This window comes from Pigmentiphaga sp. NML030171 (assembly GCF_002188635.1).
Classification (GTDB): domain Bacteria; phylum Pseudomonadota; class Gammaproteobacteria; order Burkholderiales; family Burkholderiaceae_B; genus Pigmentiphaga; species Pigmentiphaga daeguensis.
This window is the reverse complement of the sequence record NZ_NINX01000042.1, coordinates 1-22,150: the sequence shown is the minus strand read 5'-3', so window position 1 is coordinate 22,150 and position 22,150 is coordinate 1. Positions and strand designations below refer to the sequence as shown.

The window sequence follows — 22,150 nt, the reverse complement described above, 5'->3', positions numbered from 1 at the left end:
AACCATGAGCGATTTGCCAAGAGCGGTCGAGTTTCACGAGGAAGGGCCGCGCGAGGGTTTTCAGATCGAACCCGCCATTTATCCGCTCGAACAGCGGGCCAGGCTGGTGGAGCGGCTTGCGGCTAGCGGCCTGAAACAGGTGCAGGTCGGTTCGTTCGTGAGTCCGAAGGCGGTGCCCGCGATGGCGGACACGGCCGAATTGTTCGGCGCCATCCGCAAGCGCGACGGCGTCAGGTACACCGCGCTGTGGCTGAACGAAACGGGATTCCGCCGGGCCTCGGCCACGCCGGGCGTCGATCTCGACGGCAAGCTGATCTTCTATACGACCGATACGTTCTGCCTGATGAACAACAACTGCACGGCGGCGCAGCAGCGCGAGCGGCAGGCCGCATGGGCGCGCATGTACGTGGACGCCGGCGTGCCGCTCGAAAAAGCCTATGTGATCACCTCCTTCGGATGTAACTACGAAGGAGCGGTGCCGCTGGAGCGGGTGCTGGAGAACGTGCGCTTCCTGGTCGGGCTTTGCAAGGAGCTGGCCGTTCCGCTGCCGGCGATCTACCTGGCCGACACCGTGGGCTGGGCCGATCCCGAGGCCATACGCCGGGTGGTCGGCGCCGTGCGGACGCTGCTGCCCGAGGCGCGCATCGGCACGCACCTGCACGACACCCGCGGCATCGGCGCCGCCAATGTCCTGGCCGCGCTGCAGATGGGGGTCGACCTGTTCGACAGTTCGGTCGCGGGCCTGGGCGGCTGCCCTTTCGCGAAGCACGCCAATGCGCAGGGCGCCGGCAACATCTGCACGGAAGACATGGCCTTCATGTGCGAGGAGATGGGCATTGCGACGGGCCTGGATCTCGACGCGCTCATCGAGGCGGCGCTTTGCGCCGAGCAGATCATCGGCCGTCCCCTGGCCGGCAAGCTGATGCACGCCGGCCGGCCCGCACGCAAGCAACTGGTTTCCTGAACTGGAGAGATATTCCATGGAACAGCAAGACGATCTCCTCTTCACTGTCGACGAAGGCATCGCCACGGTGACGATCAACAGGCCGAAGCAGCGCAACGCGCTGTCGATCTCGGTCTCGAACGGCCTGGCGAAGCTGTGGCAGAAGATCGACGAGACCCCGTCCATCCGCGTGGTCATCCTGACGTCGGCGGAGTGCGGAACCTTCTGCGCCGGCCTGGACCTGAAGGAAGCCGCACGCATGAAGGCGGAAACGGGGGAGGACATATTGACGTTTCATCGGGACCCGTTCCAGACCCGCATGCGCCGGGTCAGGGTGCCCATCATCGCGGCGATGACGGGGCACGTGGCGGCGGGCGGCATGCTGTTGAGCCTGAACGCCGACATTCGCGTGGGGCTGGCGGGCGCGCGGATCGGCATCACCGAAACGAAGATCGGACGCGGATCGCCGTGGGGCATGCCGCTGGTCTGGATGCTGCCCGAGCCCATACTCATGGAAATGACGATGACCGGCGACATGTATCCGATCGAGAAGCTGGAAAAGCTGGGCTTCGTCAACTATCTCGAACCCGATGCCGCCAGTGTCCACGCGCGGGCCCGGCAGCTGGCGGAGCGCATCCGCGACAATGCGCCGCTTTCGGTGGCCGCGGGCAAGCGCGCGATCCTGACCGCGATGAGCGTCGGCTGCGACAACGCCGCCGAAGCGGCCTTCCACATTTATCGCAACGTGTACGCGAGCAACGATGCGCAGGAAGGGCCGCGCGCGTTTGCCGAAGGGCGTGCTCCCGTGTGGGCGGGCAACTGAGCCAGCACCATGCGGATTCCCAGCCATGATGCGGCCTCTTTCGCCTGGGTGCCCAGCGCGGAACAGATGGCGCGGTCCGTTCTTGCCCGCTTCCTGGGGCACACCGGGATGGCCGATTTCGCCGAGCTCGAACGGCGCGCGGACGCGGACCCGGGATGGCTGACCGAGCAGGTCCTGCGGTTCTGCGACTTTCGCTTCTATCGGCCCTATGCGCGGATTCTGGATACGAGCCGCGGCATCGAGCGCGCCGACTGGTGCGTGGGCGGCACGACGAATATCGTGCTGAACTGCCTGGACCGCCACCGCGGGACGGCCATATGGGACAAGGAATTCCTCGTCTGGGAAGGCGAGGACGGGCAGGTCCGCCGCTTCACCTACGGCGAGTTCGACCGGCAGGTAGGCCGGCTTGCGGCGGCGCTGCTCGCGCTGGGCATACGGCAGGCCGATCGTGTCGCCCTCTATCTGCCCAACATCCCGGAAGCCTTCGTCGCGCTGTTCGCGGTCATCAAGATCGGCGCGATCGCGGTACCCCTGTTCTCCGGCTTCGGCGTCGAGCCGCTGGTTTCGCGCCTGCGGGACGCCGGCGCGCAGGCGGTCATCACCGCCGGCGGCACGTGGCGCCGGGGATCTTTCGTGCCGATGAAAGCGGTGCTCGACGCGGCCCTGGAGGAGGTTCCCGGCGTGTCGAGCGTGGTCGTGGTCGGCCGGCAGAACAGCCCGCAAGCTCCGATGACACCGGGCAGGGACCGCGATTGGGACACGCTGCTCGCCGCCCAGCAGGCCATTCCGGACACCGCCGAGCTGCCCGCGGAGGCGCCCGCGATCCTGCTGTATACCTCCGGAACGACCGGCAAGCCCAAGGGATGCGTCTGGACGCAGGTCAGCTTTCTTGCGTCGATGGCGCTGCGCGACGTGCACATCTGCGGCGACTTTCGCCAGGACGACCGGCTTTTCTTCATGAGCGACATGGGGTGGATGGTGGGGCCGATGAGCGCGCTGCTGCCGTCCTATTTCGGCGCCAGCGTCCTGCTCGCCGAAGGCGTGCCGGACTATCCCCGGCCCGATCGATTCTGGAACCTGGCCGACGGCCATGCGGTCAGTTATCTCGGCGTCTCGCCCACCATCGTGCGCGGCCTCATGCGGTACGGCCCGGAAAGCGTGGACCGGCTTGCGCTGAGCCGTCTGCGCATCACCTGCTCGGGCGGCGAACCGTGGAACGATGCCGCCTGGCTCTGGTTCTTCGAGCACGTCTGCCGGCGCCGGATCCCCATCGTCAATCTGGTGGGCGGTACCGAAGTGTGCGGCTGCAACTTCGTCGGCACCGTGTGCCATCCCATGCAGCCGGGCTCGTTCTCGGCGCGCGGGCTGGGGTGCGGGGTGGATATCGTCGATGAACAGGGGAGCCCCGTGGCGGATGGCGTCGTGGGCGAACTGGTGCTGCGCAACCCCGGCATCGGCATGACCAAGAGCATCTGGGGCGACGACGAGCGCTATCTGGATACCTATTGGCGGACCTTGCCGGGCGTGTGGGTGCACGGGGACCTGGCGGTGCGCGATCGCCACGGCCTTTATTACGTACTCGGCCGCAGCGACGACACGATCAAGGTATCCGGCAAGCGCACCGGCCCGGCCGAGCTCGAATCGGTCCTGACCAACACCGGCGAGGTGATCGAGGCCGCGGTGATCGGCGTCCCGGACGACAAGAGCGGCTCGGCCATCGTCTGCGTCTGCGTGCCGATGAAGGGGGCGGCGGGCGACGAGGCCCTGGGCGCCAGGCTGTCGGATGCGCTGCGCGCCCGCATGGGCGCGGCATATCGGCCCAAGCACGTGTACATCGTGGACGATCTTCCCAGGACGAGAAACATGAAGATCATGCGCCGCGTGGTCAGGGCGGCCTACCTGAGCCTGCCCGTCGGCGACCTGTCGTCCTGCGTGAATCCGGAAAGTGTCGCCGCGCTCGGCCGGTACTTCGGCACGGCGGCGCAAGCGCAAAAAGGAGAAGAGCAATGAACAGGGCAAGCGATACCGGGGCATCTGCGTGGAAGGCCGGGCGGCGGGCGGTCTTCACCGAACTGGGCGAAGATCCCATGGACGCGCTGCAGAACTTCTTGCGGGTCGAGGAACAGCCGCCGCCGGATCCCCGTGGCTGCAAGCCGCATGAAGTCATCGTCCGCATCGAGAGCTCCGCCGTGTCTTGGATCGATCTGGTCATGGCCAGCGGCCAGTATCAGCACCGCTGCCATCCGCCCTACATTCCGGGCGTGGAATACAGCGGCGTGGTCGAGTGGACGGGAGACGAAGTCGATCCGGAGCAAATCGCCGTCGGCGACCGTGTCCTGAGCGATTTCATCGCCGCCGGCCCGCGTTCCAAGACTGATTACCAGAGCGCGGGCGGCTTTGCCGGCTACGCCGTGGTGCCCGCCTCGGCGCTGGCGCGGATCCCGGAAAGGCTGAATTTCGACCAGGCCGCCAACCTGCTCGCGAGCTACGAGACCGCCTACCATTGCCTGATCACGCGCGGCCGCGTGCAGGCGGGCGAGACGGTCCTGATACACGGGGCGTCCGGCGCCTCGGGCCTGGCCGCGGTGCAGATCTGCCGGATGCTGGGCGTTCGCGTCATCGCCACCGGCCGCTCGGATGAAAAGCTGGCGCTGGTCCGGTCCCAGGGCGCGGATGCGGTGATCAACCTGCGCGGCGGCGATCCGTCTTCGGGCCTGCGCCCGTTTCGCGACGAGGTGAAGGATCTGACCGGCGGCCGTGGCGTCGACGCGGTCTACGACGCGGTCGGCGGCGAGGTGTCGCTCGAAAGCCTGCGCTGCGTGGCCTTCGGCGCGCGTTTCCTGATCGTCGGCTGGACGTCGACCCCCGACGTGGCCGACGGCAAGGGTCGCCGCGGGTCGCCGCGCGCCAATCAGCTTCCGACCAATCTCATCCAGATGAAGGGCCTGGATGTGCTGGGCTGCCCGGCCGTCATCACGGTCGAGCGCGACCCGCGAAAGCGCGAGCCCCGCAAGTCCCATATCCTCGAATGGGCCGCGCAGGGCAAGATCGCGCCGCATGTCTCGCGCGTCTTCCCGATCAGCAAGGCCACGGACGCCTTGCGCGCGCGCTGGGACGGCGGCATCGCGGGGGGCTGCGCCGTGCGCCCGTGGGAATTCTGAAGCGGCCGCTCATCGGCCTACGAAAAGGGAAAGAACATGACGTTCCAGGACATCGTCTACGACAAGCGCCAGGGGGTCGCGCGCATCACCATCAATCGGGAAAAGGTGATGAATGCATTCCGCGCCGAGACCGTGGAGGAGATGATCGACGCCTTCCGCGATGCCGACCACGACCCGCAGATAGGCGTGGTGGTGCTGGCCGGCGCAGGCGAACGGGCATTCTGCACCGGCGGCGACCAGAGTTCGCACGAAGGCAGCTATGGCGGGCGGGGCGTGGTCGGCCTGCCCGTGGAGGAGCTGCATTCGGCGATGCGCGACTGCCGCGTGCCGGTCATCGCGCGCGTGCAGGGCTATGCCATCGGCGGAGGCAACGTGCTCGCCACGCTGAGCGACATCACCATCGCTTCCGAGAAGGCGGTGTTCGGCCAGGTGGGGCCCAAGGTCGGATCGGTGGACCCGGGGTGGGGAACCGCCTATCTGGCGCGGCTGGTCGGCGAAAAGAAGGCGCGCGAGATTTGGTACTTCTGTCGCCGCTATACCGCGGTCCAGGCTGAAGCGATGGGGCTCGTGAACGTGGTCGTGCCGCACGACCAACTGGATGCCACCGTGGATGCCTGGTGCGCGGAGCTGCTCGAGCGCAGTCCCACCGCCCTGGCCATCGCCAAGCGTTCGTTCAATGCCGACAGCGACAATATCCGCGGCATCAGCAATACGGGCCTGGAAGCGCTCGCGCTTTTCTACCAGACCGAGGAATCGAAGGAAGGCGCCAGGGCCTTTCGCGAGAAGCGCAAGCCCGACTTCCGGGCCGCGCGCGGCCGGACATAGCGGGATCCGCGGATCTACGGCGAGTGTCATGCCATGAGAGAAGCAGTGATATGCGAGCCGATCCGCACACCGGTCGGACGATATGGCGGTGTGTTCCGCGATGTGCCGGCGGCCGATCTGGGCGAGGCCGTGCTCCGGGCGCTGCGGGACCGCGCCGGATTCGACCCCGCCGCGGTGGACGAGGTCATCTTCGGCCAGTGCTATCCGAACGGCGAGGCGCCGGCCATCGGACGCATCGTCGCCCTGAACGCCGGTTTCGGCGCGCAGACGCCCGGCCTGCAGCTGGACCGGCGCTGCGGCTCGGGCCTGCAGGCGGTGCTGGATGCCGCCATGCGGGTACAGACCGGTGTGGCGGACTTCGTGGTCGCCGGCGGCGCCGAAAGCATGAGCCAGGCTGAGCACTATTCGCTCGGCGCCCGCTGGGGGGTGCGGGGCGATTCGACGCCGTTCTGGGATCGGATCGCGCGCGGGCGGATCACCTCCGGCGGCAAGTATCACCCGGTCCCGGGCGGCATGCTGGAGACGGCCGAGAATCTGCGGCGGGAATTCGGCATCTCCCGGGCAGACCAGGATCGGTTGGCGCTGCGCTCGCATGTGCATGCCGTCCAGGCCCGCGACAGCGGCCGCTTCGACGCCGAGATCGTGCCGGTGACGGTCGAGGGCAGGCGCGGGTCGCACGTGGTGGCGATCGACGAGCATCCCCGCGCGGATGCCTCGCTGGAGGACATGGCGGCCCTGAAGCCTGTCCGGCTTGCCGTGGATGCGCAGGCCACGGTGACCGCAGGCAATGCCAGCGGACAGAACGACGGCGCCGCCGCGTGCATCGTCACCACGCGCGAGAAGGCCGAAAGCCTGGGGATCCGTCCGCTTGCGCGGCTGGTCGCCTGGGCGGCCGCGGGCGTCGAGCCCGAGCGCATGGGCATCGGGCCGGTTCCCGCGACGGAGCGGGCGCTGCGGCGCGCGCGCTTGTCCCTGAAAGACATGGACCTGATCGAGCTGAACGAGGCCTTCGCGGCCCAGGTGCTGGCGTGCACGGCCGCGCTGTCGTTCCAGCCGGGCGATTTCGATCGCTTGAACGTCAATGGTTCCGGCATATCCCTGGGGCACCCGGTCGGCGCCACGGGCGTGCGCATCCTGGCGACGATGCTGCGCGAGCTGGATCGCCGGGCAGGGCGCTACGCGCTGGAAACCATGTGCATCGGCGGCGGCCAGGGGCTCGCGGCGATATTCGAACGATTGGCCTGAACGCCTGCCGGGATCACGGTTCGCCGTCGAATCCCCGCAGGAGCTTTTCCAGCCGCGCCGCCGCCTCGATCAAGGCCGGGGCGATGCGCCTGCGTTCGGCTTCGGCGGCCCTGGGCCGCAACAGCACTTTTCCGCAGCTCAGCGCCAGGAGGATGCGCCGGCGGCCGATGGCGACCGGCAATGCCACGGCGTAGGCGTCGCGCTGGTAGTCGCCCAGCACGGCGCAGGTTCCGGTAGCGTCGAGCTCCGTGAAACTGGCGTGGATCCGCGCCTTCAGGCGGGCCGGATCGGCGGCCTGTTTCTGCAATGCCCGGACGAGCGACGCGCGCTGCCTGGCGGGCAGGCCCCACAGGTAGGCGTGGCCGATGGCCGTGCGCCCCATGGGCAGCAGCGAACCCAGGCCCATCCTTAGCGTGGCCACCTTGTGGCTGGCCCGGTATCCCAGATAGAGCATGTCGAGCTGGTCGCGCGCGGCCAGGGCGACCGACACGTCGAGCCGGTCGGCAAGGTCCTGGAGCAGGGGGTTCGCAAGGCCGATGAGTTCGCTCGACGAGACGTAGGCGTGGCCGATGCCGAGGGGCATGGGCCCCAGTTCGAACGTCCGCCGGCCGGGCGACTGCCGCAGGAATCCCGTTTGCAGCAGCGTGCTGGTCAGCCGGGACACCGTCGCCTTGGGCAGGCCCGTGCGGCGCACGAGTTCGGCGTTGGAAAGCGCCTGGCGGTCCGAGCGGAACGCGCGCAGCACCTGCAGGCCCCGCGCGACGGTCAGCAAGGCGGGCTCGCCGGTTTCCCGGTCGGGGTGGGGGGCGTTCATGGCGTCAGAAGCGACTGGCAGATTTCTCTGCTCATGGCCGCGAGGTGCGGCCCCAGTTCCCGCTCCACGCGGATGCGCGACAGGCGGGCGGCCGGGCCGATGCACGACAGCACGAGCGGCGCCTGGCCGACCGCCGCGAGCGGTGCGGACACGATGCCCAGGTTCGGATCCCACTGCGCCGGGCCGGCGCAGAAGCCCTTGTCGTGGACTTGCGAGATGGATTCGCCCAGCAGGCGCCTGAGCGTCTGCCAATCGCGCCGCGCGCGCCGCTCGATCTTTTCGAACAAGTAGTAGCGCTCGGTTTCGGGAAGCGCCGCGAGCAGGGTGCCGCCTATCGGAAACGAGGCGAGGCCGACCCGCATGCCTGCCTCGAGGAGCGGCGGGGCGGAGGATGGCGCAGGCTGGAAGCGCCCGACCAGGACCATTTGCAGGCGATCGCGCGCGTGCAGCGTCACGAGGGTGTCGTGCCGAGCGGCGAAGGCCTGCATGCGCGGCGCCGCCGCCTGCGGGATGTTCGAGTCCGCGGCGGCGCCGTAGCCCAGGGACAGCACGGCGGGCGCCAGGCGGTACCGGCGCGCCGGCCCGTCGTGCAGCAGGTAGCCCAGGGCCAGGAGCGTTCGCGTGATCCGGCTTACCGTTGAGGGCGGCAGGCCGGTGCGCGCGGCCAGTTCCCGGTTGCCGAGCGCGCGGTCGCGGATGCCGAACGCGGCCAGCACGTCCAGCGCCCGGGCCAGGGGCGCGACGAACGGCCGCGGGCCCCGCGAGCGCGGAATGTCAGGCGCGCTCAACGATGGCGGCGAGGCCCTGGCCCCCGCCGATGCACATGGTTTCCAGCGCATACCGGCCCTTGCGGCGCCGCAGTTCGTGCAGCAGGGTCGTCATGATGCGCACGCCCGTGGCGCCGACCGGATGCCCCAGGGAAATGCCGGAGCCGTTGACGTTGAGCCGGTCTTCGAGTTCGTCCATCGAACGGCCCCAGCCCTGGACGCAGGCCAGCGCCTGGCAGGCGAATGCCTCGTTCAGCTCGATCAGGTCCATCTGGTCCAGGCCGAGGCCAGTGCGCGCCAGCACCTTCCGGGTCGCCGGCACCGGCCCGATGCCCATGCGGGACGGTTCGCAGCCGGCGGCGGCCCAGCCGACCAGCCAGCCCATGGGTTCCAGCCCGAATTCGCGCAGCTTGTCTTCGGCCACGATCAGGCAGGCCGAGGCCGCGTCGTTCTGCTGGCAGGCGTTGCCCGCCGTGACGACGCCGTCGCGCAAGATGGGCTTGAGCCGGGCCAGGTCCTCGGCGGTGGTGCCGCCGCGCACGCCTTCGTCCCGTTCGACGATCACCGGATCGCCCTTGCGCTGGGGCACGGCCACGGGAACGATCTCGTCCCTGAAGTGGCCGGCTTCCCAGGCCGCCGCGGCCCGCCGGTGGCTGCGCGCGGCGAACCGATCGCACGCTTCGCGGCCGATGCCGTAGTCGCGCGCCAGGTTCTCGGCGGTTTCTATCATGCCGCTGATCCGGCCGAAGCGGTGTTCCGGCTGGGAGCGCTCGCGCCCGCGGTCCAGCCGGTCGTGCAAGCGGACGGACCCCGCCCGGCTGCCCCAGCGCATCCGCGTGGTGTAGTACTCCACGTTGCTCATGCTTTCCACGCCGCCGGCCATGACTACGTCGGCCGCGCCGGTCTGCACCATCATGGCGGCCGTGGCGATGGCCTGCAGGCCGCCGCCGCAGCGCCGGTCCAGCTGCATGCCGGGCACGTCGACCGGCAGGCCCGCCTGCAGGGCGATCCAGCGGCCCGTGCAAGGCGTTTCGCCGCTCATGTAGCTGTGCGCGAACACCACGTCGTCGAGGCGTTGCGGATCCAGGCCCGTGCGCTCGACGATGGCGCGGGCGACGACGGCGCCCAGTTCCTCGACCGGGACGGTTCTGAACGCGCCGCCGAACGCACCGACGGGGGTGCGCAGCGGGGAAACGATGGCAGCTCTTCTCATGCTCGAATTCCCTGGGGATCAGCCGAACCGGCCGCCCGTGACGTGCAGGACCTCGCCGCTGATGAATCCGGCCCTTTCGCTGGCCAGGAACGCCACCGCGTCGGCGACGTCGCCGGGCTGCCCGGCGCGCTTGATGGGCTGCATCTGGACGGCCCGCTCCTTGATGATGTCATAGGTCGGCAGCGCCTGCACCATCTCCGTTTCCATGAAGCCGGGCGCCACGCAGTTGACCGTGATGCCGTAGCGCCCCTCTTCCATGGACAGGGCCTTGGCCATGCCGATCAGGCCGGCCTTGGCCGCGGAGTAGTTGGCCTGAGTGGGATTGCCCAGGTGGGCGCGCGAGCTGATGTTGATCACGCGCCCCCAGCCTTGCGCGATCAGGTGGGGCATGACCGCGCGCGAGGCGAGAAACGCGCCCTTGAGCATGACCTCCATGACCCGGTCCCAATCGTCTTCGCTCATCTTGACCAGGTGCTTGTCGCGCGGAAAGCCGGCATTGTTGACCAGGATGTGGACGCCGCCGAAGGTGGCCACGGTTTCGTCCACCAGGCGCTGGACGTCGCCGGGCCGGGTGATGTCGCCGATGACGCAGTGCGCCGCCAGCCCCGCGTCGCGCAACGATGCCGCCGTCGCCTCGGCCAGTTCGCCCTGGATGTCGGTCACGACCACCCGCGCGCCTTCCTCGGCCAGGCGCCTTGCGGCGGCCGCCCCCAGGCCGCGCGCCGAGCCGGTCACGATGGCCACTTTGTCTTTCAATCCCAGATCCATGATGTCTTCCTTGGCGTCAGTCGAGGGTGGCGCAGGCGTTGTCGAGCACGGCGACGCCGCGCTCGATGGCGGTGGTGCGCAGCGAGATGACGCGGCCGTCCGCCCACATCTCGGTACGCAGGGTGTCGCCGGGAAAGGCGGGGGCCGTGAACCGCACCCGCATTCCCGTGAGCCGGCCGGCGTCGTAGCCCAGCCACGTGCGCAGGACCGCGTGGGCGGCAACGCCCATGGTGGCCATGCCATGCAGGATGGGCCGGTCGAAGCCGGCCGCGCGCGCGGCGTCGGGCGCCGCATGCAAAGGATTGGAATCGCCGCTCAAACGGTAGATGAGGGCGGCCTGCGGCAGCGTGGGCAGGTCGCACACGGCGTCGGCGGGGCGATCCGGCATGGCGTGCGCCGGCGGCGGTCCGCCTGCGCTGCCGCCCTGGCCGAAGCCGCCGTCGCCCCGCAGCAGGCTGAGCTGGGTCACGGTGGCCAGCAGCCGGCCGCTGGCCGCGTCTCGGATATCGCGGCGCTGTTGCAGGAAGGCGCCTTTGCCTGCGCCCCGGTCCCAGAGCCCGCTGACCTGGTTGGTCCCCAGCACCCGGCCGCTCGCCGGCAGGGGAGCGTGCCACTCGATGGCCTGCTCCGCATGGACCACCCTGCGCCAGTCGATGCCGGTGTCGGGTTCGCGCGCCCAGAAGCCCGGATAGGCCAGCACGTTCGCCAGGGTGGGCATGGCCTTCAGGGCGAGGCCGTCCACGCCCTCGTAGACGTAGTCCAGCTGGCCGGCATCGAGCGGGTCGAAGCCCATGCCGATGCCGAGCGCGTAGAGCTGGGTATCACGGGCCGTGTAGGCATGTTCCATCGTGCCGAACCGGCGCGACAGAAGCGCGGTGGGGGAGATCGAGGTAGGCATCGTCGAGGTGTCCGCAGCAGGCCCCCACCTTGCGGCCGACCCGCGGGCATCGTCAATGAGGCCGTTCCCTTTGTTCCGTACGTCGGAATTACGGCGCAAGACGGAAGCGTGGGCGCATCGATGGCCCGGGGGGCGCTCCGGGCCGCGCAAACCGATGTACGGAACATGATCGGATGGAGCATTGACGCCATCGCGCCGGCCCGCCCAGGATGCAGCGTTCCCACCGAATCCGTTGGCCACCATGATCCGCGATCAAGAAACCCTGAACGGCCTGCTCGGCACCATTGCCCGTTTCGTGCGCGAGCGCCTCATTCCCAACGAGGACATCGTCGCCGAGACCGATGAAATTCCCGCGGACATCGTTGCCGACATGAAGTCCATGGGCCTGTTCGGGCTGACCATTCCCGAACGCTTCGGCGGCCTGGAACTCACGATGGAAGAAGAGGCGCTGGTCGTGTTCGAGCTGTGCCGCGCCTCGCCGGCGTTCCGCTCGCTCATCGGCACCACGGTGGGCATCGGTTCGCAGGGCATCCTGTTCGACGGCACGCCCGAGCAGCAGCAGAAGTACCTGCCGCGCCTGGCGACCGGCGAGCTGGCCGCCTCTTTCGCGCTGACCGAGCCCGAGGCCGGCTCCGACGCGGCATCGCTGCGCACCACCGCCATCCGGGAGGGCGACCATTACGTGGTCAATGGCACCAAGCGCTTCATCACCAACGCGCCGCAGGCCGGCATCTTCACGTTGATGGCGCGCACCGATCCCGCCGACAAGGGGGCGCAGGGCGTGTCCGCCTTCATCGTCGATGCGGACTCGCCCGGCATCGGCTTCGGCAAGCGCGACAGGAAAATGGGCCAGAAGGGCGCGCACACCTGCGACGTCATCTTCGACAACGTGCGCGTGCCTGCCGGGAACCTGATCGGCAAGGAAGGCCAGGGCTTCAAGACCGCCATGAAGGTGCTGGAAAAGGGACGCATCCACATCGCCGCCGTCTGTGTCGGGGTGGCCGAGCGCATGCTGGACATGGCGCTCGGCTATGCCATGGAGCGCAGGCAGTTCGGCCAGCCGATCGCCGGTTTCCAGCTGGTGCAGGCCATGCTGGCCGACAGCAAGGCCGAGATCTATGCCGCCCGCTGCATGGTGCTGGACGCGGCCCGCCGCCGGGACGACGGACTGCCGGTAAGCACCGAGGCGTCGTGCGCCAAGATGTTCGCCTCGGAGATGTGCGGCCGCGTGGCCGACCGCGCCGTGCAGATATTCGGCGGCGCCGGCTACATGAGCGAATACGGCATCGAACGCTTCTACCGCGACGTGCGGCTGTTCCGCATCTACGAAGGCACGACGCAGATCCAGCAGACCGTCATCGCGCGCAACATGGTCCGCGCGATGGGCGGGCGCTGAGGCGCCCGCGCGCGATCGATCCCGTGACCGCCGCCATGGAGCCCGCCGTGTTCGACCTCGCGCCGCACATCCGGCCCGGGGACACCGTGCTGTGGGGGCAGGCGCAGGCGCAGCCCCTGACGCTGATCCGCGCGCTGGTGGAGCAGCGCCGCCGCGTCGGGCGGGTGCGCGTCTTCCTGGGTATCGGCCATGGCCTCGAGCCGGTCCTGGCGCCCGAGCTGGCGGACGACATGGATTTCGTCGGATACTGCGGCGCGGGCTCCAACCGGACGCTGCTGCGCTCGGGCGTCATGGACATCCTGCCGGCGCACTACTCCGAGATGGACCGGATGATTCGCGCAGGGCGGCTCAAGGTCGACGTGCTGTTCCTGCAGTTGTCGAAACCCGACGAGGCGGGGCGCTACAGCCTGGGGATGGCCCGCGACTACCTGGTGTCCGCGCTGGACGCGGCCCGGACGGTGATCGCGGAAGTGGACGAGGACGTGCCCTGGACCTTCGGCGGCCCTTATCTGCGCGAAGGCGACGTCGACCTACTGGTGCCTGCTTCGTGCGGACCGGCGGTGCCCGGAGCGCCGGCCGAACCCGACGCAACGGCGCAGCGGATCGGCCGCCACGTGGCCGGCCTGGTGCCGGACGGCGCCACGATCCAGACCGGGATCGGCACGATTCCCGATGCCGTCCTGGCCGCGCTCGGGGATCACCGGGACCTGGGCGTCCACTCGGGCAGCCTGAGCGAGCGCATGGTGTGGCTGACCGAGGCTGGCGTGATCACCAACCGGCGCAAGCCGATCGACACCGGCGTGACTGTGGGCGGCCTGTTGTTCGGCGGAGAGCGGGTGCGGCGCTTCGTGCACAAGAACCCGGCGGTGCGGTTGCGCGAGACAGGCTACACCCATGCGGGCCCGGTCCTGGACCGCCTGGGCCGGTTCGTCGCCATCAACTCCGCGGTCGAGGTGGATCTGACCGGCCAGGTCAATTCCGAGGTGGCCGGCGGCCGCTATGTCGGCGCGGTGGGGGGGATAGCCGACTTCATGCGGGCCGCCGGCAGGAGCCGGGACGGGGTCCCCGTCATTGCGCTGCCCGCGACGGCGGGCGGGGCCAGTCGTATCGTCGCGAGCTTGTCCGGCCCCGTCACCCTGCCCAGAAGCGACGCCGGCATCGTCGTGACCGAGCACGGCGCGGCCGACCTGCGCGGATTGACGCTGCGCCAGCGGGCGCAGCGCATGCTGGCGATCGCGGCGCCCGAGCATCGCGAGGCCCTGGCCCGGGCAGCGGGCATTTGACGGGCCGGGCCTGCGGGGCCCGTGGCCGCCGATTGTTCCGTCCCCATTTCTTCCGTTCGACAAGCGAATCGCGGTCGCGATAGAATCGCCCCGGAGCAGAAACGCGCAACCTTGCCGCGGCTCCCAACTCGCGCCAGAAAGACATGAACCGCATCGTTCCGAATCAAGCAGCTCAGTGGTGGCGCTTCCGCTAGGAAGCGGCACGTCGTTGCGGTTCGAAACTGCACCCTGCCGCCGTACCCGGTGGCAGGTCGCGAATTCACACAGCTCCCCGGCACGGCGGCTCCCGATCCAGGAGATTGCCCGTGCATCCAGCAGTACTTCCCCTTGCTAGCCGAACCCCCGCGCATGCCTGCCGCGGCTCGTCGTTCGCGTGGCGGCGCCCGTTCGCGGACGGCGCGATCGCCGATGTGTTCCCGGCCCATGGCCGGCTCGATTCCAAGGGATGACCGACATGCTGCTGATGATCGACAACTACGATTCATTCACCTACAACCTGGTCCAGTATTTCGGCGAACTGGGCGCCGACGTGCGGGTGTTCCGCAATGACCAGATCACGCTCGACGAAGTCGCGGCCCTGGCGCCCGAGCGCATCTGCATCTCGCCCGGGCCGTGCTCGCCGGCCGAGGCCGGCATCTCGGTGCCGCTCATCCAGGCCCATGCCGGCAAGGTGCCCATCCTGGGCGTGTGCCTGGGCCACCAGTCCATCGGCGCTGCGTTTGGTGGCAAAATCGTCCGCGCGCGGCAGATCATGCACGGCAAGACGTCGGCCATCGCCCATGGCGGCAGCGACGTGTTCCGGGACTTGCCGTCGCCCTACACGGTCATCCGGTATCACTCGCTCGCCATCGAACGCGAGAGCCTGCCCGATTGCCTGAAGGTGACGGCGCAGACCGACGACGGGGAAATCATGGGCGTGCGCCATCGCAGCCTTCCCGTCTACGGCGTGCAGTTCCATCCCGAATCCGTCCTGAGCGAGCACGGCCATGCCTTGCTGCGCAATTTTCTGCAATTGAACGTATGAACCGGTCGCAACGATTGCCCAAGGAGTCCATGGTGTCCATTACCCCTACCGAAGCGCTGGTTCGCTGCATCGAACACCGCGAGATCTTCCACGACGAGATGCTGTCGCTGATGCGCATGCTGATGCGCGGCGAGATGGAGCCCGTCACCGCGGGGGCCTTGATCATGGGCCTGCGCGTCAAGAAGGAGACCATAGGCGAGATCACCGCCGCGGCGCAGGTGATGCGCGAGTTCGCCGACGGGGTGAAGGTGGCCGATGCCGACAGCCTGGTGGACCTGGCCGGCACCGGCGGCGACGGCGCGCACACTTTCAATATTTCCACGGCGGCCATGTTCGTGGCCGCGGCCGGCGGCGCCAGGATCGCCAAGCACGGCAACCGCGGCGTGTCGTCGTCGTCGGGCAGCGCCGACGTGCTGGAGGCGCTGGGCGCCAACGTCATGCTGCCGTCCGAAGCCGTGGCCGAGTGCATAGAGGCCACCGGCATCGGTTTCATGTTCGCCCCCATCCACCATTCGGCCATGAAGAACATCGCGCCCATCCGCAAGGAACTCGCGGTGCGCACCATCTTCAACCTGCTGGGGCCGCTGACCAATCCCGCCGGCGCCGCCAACCAGCTGATGGGCGTGTTCCATCCGGACCTGGTCGGCATCCAGGTCCGGGTGCTGCAACGCCTGGGATCCAGGCACGTGCTGGTGGTCTACGGCAAGGACGGCATGGACGAGGCCTCGCTGGGCGCGGCCACGATGGTGGGCGAGCTGCGCGACGGCGAGGTCCACGAATACGAGATTCATCCCGAGGACTTCGGCCTGCAGATGGTGTCGAATCGCAGCCTGAAGGTCGCCAATCGCGATGAGTCGCGTGAACTCGTGCTGGAGGCCTTGTCCAACGTGCCGGGCCCCGCGCGCGACATCGTCGCCTTGAATGGCGGCCTGGCGATGTACGCCGGCAATACCGTGTCCTCGGTCGCCGAGGGCATACGCAAGGCTTTCGAGCTGATCGCCAGCGGCGCGGCGCGCGCGCGGCTGGACGAATTCGTATCGTTCACCAGGCGGGCGGCCGCGCGCTAGGCCCCGCATACGAATCTTCATGGGTGGGTCATGAGTGACATTCTTCAACGCATACTGGATGCGAAGACCGAAGAGGTCGCCACCGCGCGGCTGCTTCGCAGCGAATCCGACCTGCGGCGCGAAGCCGAGGCGCGGCAGGATGTAAGGGGCTTCGCGCAGGCGATCGAGGCCAAGGTGGCGGCGGGGCAGTCCGGCGTCATCGCCGAGATCAAGAAGGCCTCGCCCTCGAAGGGCCTGCTGCGCGAGAACTTCCAGCCCGACGGGATCGCGGCGTCGTACGCCTCGCATGGCGCGGCCTGCCTGTCGGTGCTGACCGACGTGCAGTTCTTCCAGGGTTCGCTCGATTATCTGCGGCGCGCCCGTGCCGCCTGCCCGCTGCCGGTGCTGCGCAAGGACTTCATCGTCGATTCCTACCAGGTGATCGAGGCGCGGGCGATGGGCGCCGACTGCATCCTGCTGATCGTGGCCGCGCTGGAGTCCTCGCAATTGCAGGACCTGGAGGCGCTGGCCATGGATCTCGGCATGGACGTGCTGGTGGAGGTCCACGATGCGGCGGAACTGGATACGGCCCTGCGACTGCGCAGCAATCTGCTGGGCATCAACAACCGCAACCTGCGGACTTTCGAGGTTTCCCTGCAGAACACCATCGATCTGCTGCCGCGGATTCCCGCCGGCAAGCGGGTCGTCACGGAAAGCGGCATCCTGGGCCGGGCTGAAGTCCGGCAGATGCGCGAGCACGGGGTCCATGCCTTCCTGGTGGGCGAAGCCTTCATGCGGGCGCCCGATCCGGGTGCCGAACTGGCCCGATTGTTCGCGTGACCCCCGATCTCTTCGCCCAGGGACCGGACAATCGCTTGAACGAGCCGATGCAGGCGCACGTCGATCGTCTGCCGGCTGCCTGGCGCGAGCTGTTGGCCGGGACGCTGGCCAGTCCCGCGTTCGAGGCCCTGCTGCGCTTCGTCGACCGGCGCCGGGAAGAGGGCGCCGTCGTCTATCCGGTCCTGCCGTTTCGCGCGCTGGACCTGGCCACGCCGGCTTCCACCCGGGTCGTGATCCTGGGCCAGGATCCCTATCACGGTCCGGGGCAGGCGCAGGGGCTGGCGTTTTCCGTGCCCGACGGCTTTCGGCGGCCGCCCAGCCTGCGCAATATCTTCAACGAGGTAGCGGCCTGCGTGGGCGGCGACCCCGCCGCCTTCGGCAACGACCTCGAGCGATGGGCCAGGCAGGGCGTGCTGCTGCTCAATACGTCGCTTACCGTGGAAGACGGCGCCCCGGCCTCGCATGCGAAGCGGGGCTGGGAAGCGTTCACCGATGCGGTCATCGCCGCGGTGGCGCGCGAGCCCGCGCCCAAGGTCTTCATGCTGTGGGGCGCCCATGCGCAGGCCAAGCAGGCGCTGCTGCCGTCCGGCGGCAGGCATCTGGTGCTGCTGGCCAACCATCCCTCGCCCTTGTCGGCCCGGCGTCCGCCCGTGCCGTTCCTGGGCTGCGGGCATTTCGCCCAGGCCAATCGCTGGCTGGCGGAGCAGGGGCGCGAGCCCGTCGTCTGGTAGGCCGGCCCTCGCGCGCTCGGTTCGGCGCTATTTCCGTCCCGCCGGGGCGGGGCTCGCGGCCGGTTCGATCGTGCATTCCGTTGCCGGCGCCGGATCCAGCTTCAGCCTGAAGCGGCGCAGTTCGTCGCGGCGGAAGGCGTGGATTTCCACCAGGTCGCCCGGGCGATAGCGCGCCAATAGTTTGTCGAGGTTGCCGTTCTGCACGCGTAGGCCGTCCATGGCCACCAGCACGTCCTGCGCCGACAATCCGGCCCGGTGAGCCGCCCCCCGTTCGTACACCGTCGCCAGGCGCAGGTCCTCTGCCTGGCGTGCCGTCTTCACTCCCAGCGACGGCAGCGGCGACGCCGCCTTCCACGTCAGGGCAAGGCCGTGGTGCGCAAGCAGTTCCGCCAGCGGTACGTCCTCGCGTCCATAGGCATGGCGGCGCAGGAAGTCCCGTGCGTCCACGCCGGTGGCTTCGCGGATCAGCTCGGGCATGGCGTCTTCTTCGACCCCCCGCGCGCCGCCCCGGTAGAAATCGCGGCCATAGCGTGCCCACAGCAGCCGCATCACGTCGTCCAGGCTCCGCCGCCCATCCGTCTCGCGCCGTAGCAGCAGGTCCAGCCCCAGGGCGACCAGCGAGCCCTTGGTGTAATAGCTGACGATGGCATTGGGCGAGTTCTCGTCCTGCCGGTAGTAGCGCGTCCAGGCGTCGAACGAGCTTTCGGCCACCGATTGCTTGAAGCGGCCCGGCGCCGCATGCACCGAGGAAACGGTCCTGGCCAGCGTGCGCAGGTAGTCCTGCTGCGTGATCAGCCCGGCGCGCAGTACGAACAGATCGTCATAGTAGGAGGTGAAGCCTTCGAACAGCCACAGGAGCCGGGTGTGGTTCTCGCGGTCCAGGTCGTAGGGGGCGAAGGCCGCCGGCTTGATGCGCTTGACGTTCCAGGTGTGGAAATATTCGTGGCTGACCAGGCCCAGGAAATTGCGGTAGCCGTCGGTCTGTTCTGGCCGCCCGCGCACGGGCAGGTCCGAGCGCGAGGTCATCAGGGCGGTCGACGCGCGGTGTTCCAGGCCGCCGTAGCCGTCGCCGGTGACCATGGTCATGAAGACGTAGCGGTTCGAGCTGTCCAGGAACGGCGCGCGGCGCGTGCGGGGCTCGAAGAAAACGATCTGCTTCTCGCATATTTTGCGGATGTCGGCGACCAGGCGGTCGAGATCCAGATTGGGAACGTCGCCCGTGAAGACCAGTTCGTGCCGGGCGCCGCAGGCCTCGAAGCCGGCGGTCACGGGCGTGCCCATTTCGATCGGATGGTCGACCAGCGCGTCGTAGTCCGGCGCCCGGTACATGCCGAAGCCGTGGCGCGGCGCGCGCTGCGGATGGCCCTCGGCCTCGGGCAGGCTGGTGTAGACCTTCCAGTCGAGGCCGCGCGGCGCCACCAGCTCCAGCAGGCAGGGCGCGTCCTCGTGGCCGGCGGCGCGCAGGAATACGCTGGTGCCGTTGAAGAAACCGTGGCTTTCGTCCAGGTGGGCGGCCCGCACCGACAGGTCCCAGGCATAGACCACGCAGACGATCTGCAGCGGGCCCCGGCAGGGCGCCGCCTGCCAGCTTTGCTTGTCCAGCTTGGTCAGTTCGATCTTGCGGCCCCAGGCGCGCGCCTCGATGCTTTCGATCTGGCGCGCGAAATCCCGGATCATGTAGCTGCCGGGGATCCAGGCGGGCAGGCTGACGCATTGTCCGGTGGGGTCGGGGTCGGGGATGGACATCGTGACCCGGCAACGGTGCCCGGCCGGATCGAGGAGTTCCAGGCGATACGAGATGGCTTCGGTCATGGATGAGACGGGTTGGGCCGCGCGCCGGCGCGGCGGTCTGTGAACGATGTCCTGCTATGTTAGGCCAGGAGCGTGGGGCCCGCCGCCAGGTCGTCCGGGGTGTCGACGTCGCGCACGCAGCCGGGGTCGTCCACCGGTACGGGCGTGACCTGGCCCGATATGAGGCCGCGCGCGCCTTGGTCGCCCCGCAGTTGCGCCAGCGCGGACGACCACGCCGGCCCGAACAGCACGGGATGGCCCCGCATCTGGCGATGAACCGGAGCCAGCACGGCCCGTTCGCGCCGCGCGGGCGGCAGCGCCAGCCAGGCGTCGCGCAGGGCGGCCACGGTGTGCGGGTGCAGCCACGGCATGTCGGCGGGCATGACGCACCAGGCGGGCGCCTCGTTCCCCGCCGCGCGCTCGCGCGCGGACAGCCACGAGACGGCCTGCGCCAGCGTGCCGCCCATGCCTTGGGCGGCCCGGTCGCAGACGATGACCTCGCAGCCGGCATGGCGCAGGGCATCGGCCACCGCCGGCGCGGCCGGAGAAGTGGCCGCGGCCACGCGGGACAACGCGCCCCGCAGGGACTGCGCCGCGGCGGCGCACACCGGGCGGCCGTCGATGGCGGCCAGCAGTTTGTTCGCGCTGCCGTCCGCCGAAAAACGCGAACCGCGCCCCGCCGCCAGCAGCAGCCCGATGATGCTGCGACCGCCGCCTGCTCCTGATGTCATGCCGGTGTCCTGAAAGGATGGAACCGACGATGGTGCGCCTCGGGCGGGCGAAACTCAAGCCGCCGGCGCGGGGTATGCTTGAGGCGTCGCCGGCGCGCCGGTTCATGGACAGCCTTCGCGGCCAGGCGGTGCGGGGGCGGGTGTCCTGCGCATATATAGGAGTGTGGTGTGAGCGAAGCTCTGGTTTTGGTCGAACGTCGGGGCCGGGTCGGCCTGCTGACGCTGAATCGCCCCAAGGCGCTGAATGCGCTGAACGATGCCTTGATGGACGAGCTGGGCGCCGCGCTGCTGGCCTTCGACGCCGACCCCGACATCGGCGCCGTAGTCATCACCGGCAGCGAAAAGGCCTTTGCCGCCGGCGCCGACATCGGCGCGATGAAGGACCTTTCCTATATGGATGCCTACGCCTCGGACTTCATCACCCGCAACTGGGAGACCCTGCGCCGGATCCGCAAGCCGGTCGTCTCGGCCGTGGCCGGCTACGCCCTGGGCGGCGGCTGCGAATTGGCCATGATGTGCGACATCCTGGTAGCCGCCGAGACCGCCCGCTTCGGCCAACCGGAGATCAAGCTCGGCATCATTCCCGGCGCGGGCGGCACCCAGCGCCTGCCGCGCGCCGTCGGCAAGGCCAAGGCCATGGACCTGATCCTGACCGGACGGCTGATGGATGCGGCCGAAGCCGAGCGCGCGGGGCTGGTGGCGCGCGTGGTGCCCGCCGACAAGCTGCTGGACGAGGCGATCGAGATCGCGACCGTCATCGCCTCGATGTCGCTGCCTTCGGTCATGATGGCCAAGGAAGCGGTCAACCGCGCTTTCGAGACGCCGCTGGCCGAAGGCATGCAGTTCGAACGCCGCTTGTTCCATTCGCTGTTCGGCACACAGGACCAGAAGGAAGGCATGGAGGCTTTCGTGGCCAAGCGGCCTCCTTCTTTCCGGCACGAATAGCGGCGCATGGTGTTGCGGCGGCATCGCAAAAATGCCCCCAGGCTAGGCCCTGCGGGCCGCCGCTCCCCCCAAGGGGCGTTTTTTGCCTTGGGACGGCCCAGCGGGAAAAAAATTCTTGGCGCTGCGAAATGGCGATACGGCGCGGTTTTCGCACCTTATCGATCCCGAAACGGCCGGTTTCCGGTCACGAAACTGACAAGAAGGCGTGGATCGATTTGCGTGCCGATTTCAATGCATGCTATAGTCACTTTCTCGACGCAACAAACGCAACGCAGCGGAGCATTCTGCGGTGGGGTGGAAGGAAGCGGCGGGTGAGGCAGGCAGGTTCGGCGGCAGTTACGCGTGAAGCGGATGCGGCGAACGGGTCGGCCAAAAAAGAAGGGTCTTGCGGCAGGGTGGTAGCGCGGCAAGGGTCTGACGAATGGCGGGGGGTGCGCAGTAAACAGTCCCGGGCCGATTTGACAGACGTAAAAAACTTCTTCATAATCTCGTTTCTCTGCTGATCACGCAGCGCCGGCAAGACAGCGCAGCGAACGGCAGGTAAGCGAAGCAGTTGGTGGTAGCAGTTTTCGCAGTACCGCTCTTTAACAAATCAACAGCCGATAAGTGTGGGCACTTGGTTGGGCGCGAGACGGTTGGGTCGGGTAAAACCGGTCTGGTCGATCGACGCAAAATGAATCAAGTGCTCATATAAAGAAGTTTGTAGGTAAATCATTTATCTGCAATTTCTTTGAGTACGCAAGCGATCGTGCCATGGGTTTCGACCCATAGTACGAACAAAATCTAGAGATTGAACTGAAGAGTTTGATCCTGGCTCAGATTGAACGCTAGCGGCATGCCTTACACATGCAAGTCGAACGGCAGCGCGGACTTCGGTCTGGCGGCGAGTGGCGAACGGGTGAGTAA

At 68.5% G+C, this 22,150-nt stretch carries 20 protein-coding genes and 1 rRNA gene; 14 read left to right on the top strand and 7 right to left on the bottom strand.

Annotation, left to right across the window (positions count from 1 at the left end; all coding sequences use genetic code 11):
• Nucleotides 1–4: 4 nt before the first annotated feature.
• The 6 genes from CDO46_RS21690 (at nucleotide 5) to CDO46_RS21665 (ending at nucleotide 6,997) form a co-directional block, all read left to right on the top strand.
• On the top strand, nucleotides 5–964 hold the full coding sequence (locus tag CDO46_RS21690; protein ID WP_087840680.1) for a hydroxymethylglutaryl-CoA lyase: 960 nt from the start codon (nucleotides 5–7) through the stop codon (nucleotides 962–964).
• A gap of 16 nt (nucleotides 965–980) precedes the next feature.
• Entirely contained in the window at nucleotides 981–1,766 is a 786-nt protein-coding gene (locus CDO46_RS21685) for an enoyl-CoA hydratase/isomerase family protein (RefSeq protein WP_087840679.1), read from the top strand.
• A gap of 66 nt (nucleotides 1,767–1,832) precedes the next feature.
• A complete protein-coding gene (locus CDO46_RS21680) occupies nucleotides 1,833–3,776 on the top strand; it encodes an AMP-binding protein (RefSeq protein ID WP_254914652.1) in 1,944 nt (647 codons plus the stop codon).
• Nucleotides 3,773–4,927, top strand: coding sequence for an NADPH:quinone oxidoreductase family protein (locus tag CDO46_RS21675; protein ID WP_087840677.1), 1,155 nt, complete (start codon nucleotides 3,773–3,775; stop codon nucleotides 4,925–4,927). The genes CDO46_RS21680 and CDO46_RS21675 overlap by 4 nt, the downstream gene beginning before the upstream one ends.
• Nucleotides 4,928–4,963: 36 nt before the next feature.
• Entirely contained in the window at nucleotides 4,964–5,752 is a 789-nt protein-coding gene (locus tag CDO46_RS21670; RefSeq protein WP_087840676.1) for an enoyl-CoA hydratase-related protein, read from the top strand.
• A gap of 33 nt (nucleotides 5,753–5,785) precedes the next feature.
• Entirely contained in the window at nucleotides 5,786–6,997 is a 1,212-nt protein-coding gene (locus CDO46_RS21665; protein WP_087840675.1) for an acetyl-CoA C-acetyltransferase, read from the top strand.
• A 13-nt stretch (nucleotides 6,998–7,010) separates the two neighbouring features.
• Here the strand turns inward: CDO46_RS21665 and CDO46_RS21660 are convergent, their stop codons facing one another.
• From CDO46_RS21660 to CDO46_RS21640, 5 genes are read right to left on the bottom strand one after another with little or no spacing between them, the layout of a single operon-like run.
• Nucleotides 7,011–7,811, bottom strand: coding sequence for an IclR family transcriptional regulator (locus CDO46_RS21660; protein ID WP_087840674.1), 801 nt, complete (start codon nucleotides 7,809–7,811; stop codon nucleotides 7,011–7,013).
• A complete protein-coding gene (locus CDO46_RS21655; RefSeq protein WP_165963320.1) occupies nucleotides 7,808–8,599 on the bottom strand; it encodes an IclR family transcriptional regulator in 792 nt (263 codons plus the stop codon). Before CDO46_RS21655 ends, CDO46_RS21660 begins: the two co-directional genes overlap by 4 nt.
• On the bottom strand, nucleotides 8,586–9,791 hold the full coding sequence (locus CDO46_RS21650; RefSeq protein WP_087840673.1) for an acetyl-CoA C-acetyltransferase: 1,206 nt from the start codon (nucleotides 9,789–9,791) through the stop codon (nucleotides 8,586–8,588). Before CDO46_RS21650 ends, CDO46_RS21655 begins: the two co-directional genes overlap by 14 nt.
• A gap of 18 nt (nucleotides 9,792–9,809) precedes the next feature.
• A complete protein-coding gene (locus CDO46_RS21645) occupies nucleotides 9,810–10,559 on the bottom strand; it encodes an SDR family NAD(P)-dependent oxidoreductase (RefSeq protein ID WP_087840672.1) in 750 nt (249 codons plus the stop codon).
• Between the two features lie 16 nt (nucleotides 10,560–10,575).
• Nucleotides 10,576–11,457, bottom strand: a complete 882-nt coding sequence (locus CDO46_RS21640) for a MaoC family dehydratase (RefSeq protein WP_087840671.1) — start codon at nucleotides 11,455–11,457, stop codon at nucleotides 10,576–10,578.
• A 241-nt stretch (nucleotides 11,458–11,698) separates the two neighbouring features.
• On the opposite strand from CDO46_RS21640, the gene CDO46_RS21635 reads away from it, so the two are divergent.
• From CDO46_RS21635 to CDO46_RS21610, 6 genes are all read left to right on the top strand, one after another.
• Nucleotides 11,699–12,853, top strand: coding sequence for an acyl-CoA dehydrogenase family protein (locus tag CDO46_RS21635; protein WP_087840670.1), 1,155 nt, complete (start codon nucleotides 11,699–11,701; stop codon nucleotides 12,851–12,853).
• A gap of 23 nt (nucleotides 12,854–12,876) precedes the next feature.
• Nucleotides 12,877–14,136, top strand: a complete 1,260-nt coding sequence (locus CDO46_RS21630; RefSeq protein ID WP_243724658.1) for an acetyl-CoA hydrolase/transferase family protein — start codon at nucleotides 12,877–12,879, stop codon at nucleotides 14,134–14,136.
• A 454-nt stretch (nucleotides 14,137–14,590) separates the two neighbouring features.
• A complete protein-coding gene (locus tag CDO46_RS21625; RefSeq protein ID WP_087840740.1) occupies nucleotides 14,591–15,160 on the top strand; it encodes an aminodeoxychorismate/anthranilate synthase component II in 570 nt (189 codons plus the stop codon).
• 32 nt (nucleotides 15,161–15,192) lie between these two features.
• Nucleotides 15,193–16,227 carry an anthranilate phosphoribosyltransferase gene (gene trpD, locus CDO46_RS21620; RefSeq protein WP_087840739.1) on the top strand — a complete coding sequence of 345 codons (1,035 nt, stop codon included), beginning with the start codon at nucleotides 15,193–15,195 and terminating at the stop codon, nucleotides 16,225–16,227.
• 30 nt (nucleotides 16,228–16,257) lie between these two features.
• Nucleotides 16,258–17,046, top strand: coding sequence for an indole-3-glycerol phosphate synthase TrpC (trpC, locus tag CDO46_RS21615; RefSeq protein ID WP_087840668.1), 789 nt, complete (start codon nucleotides 16,258–16,260; stop codon nucleotides 17,044–17,046).
• Nucleotides 17,047–17,093: 47 nt separating this feature from the next.
• Nucleotides 17,094–17,777 (top strand): uracil-DNA glycosylase, encoded by a 684-nt coding sequence (locus CDO46_RS21610; protein ID WP_087840667.1) that lies wholly within the window; start codon nucleotides 17,094–17,096, stop codon nucleotides 17,775–17,777.
• A gap of 27 nt (nucleotides 17,778–17,804) precedes the next feature.
• Here CDO46_RS21610 and CDO46_RS21605 read toward each other — a convergent pair whose 3' ends face one another.
• Together CDO46_RS21605 and CDO46_RS21600 are read right to left on the bottom strand one after the other, a co-directional pair.
• Nucleotides 17,805–19,589: a M61 family metallopeptidase gene (locus CDO46_RS21605; RefSeq protein ID WP_087840666.1), complete on the bottom strand. Its 1,785-nt coding sequence runs from the start codon at nucleotides 19,587–19,589 to the stop codon at nucleotides 17,805–17,807.
• Nucleotides 19,590–19,648: 59 nt separating this feature from the next.
• Nucleotides 19,649–20,299 (bottom strand): NTP transferase domain-containing protein, encoded by a 651-nt coding sequence (locus CDO46_RS21600; protein ID WP_087840665.1) that lies wholly within the window; start codon nucleotides 20,297–20,299, stop codon nucleotides 19,649–19,651.
• Between the two features lie 168 nt (nucleotides 20,300–20,467).
• Between CDO46_RS21600 and CDO46_RS21595 the strand changes: the two genes are divergently transcribed.
• On the top strand, nucleotides 20,468–21,244 hold the full coding sequence (locus tag CDO46_RS21595) for an enoyl-CoA hydratase (protein ID WP_087840664.1): 777 nt from the start codon (nucleotides 20,468–20,470) through the stop codon (nucleotides 21,242–21,244).
• Between the two features lie 792 nt (nucleotides 21,245–22,036).
• Nucleotides 22,037–22,150: ribosomal RNA gene (locus CDO46_RS21590) — 16S ribosomal RNA — on the top strand; the annotation flags it as partial.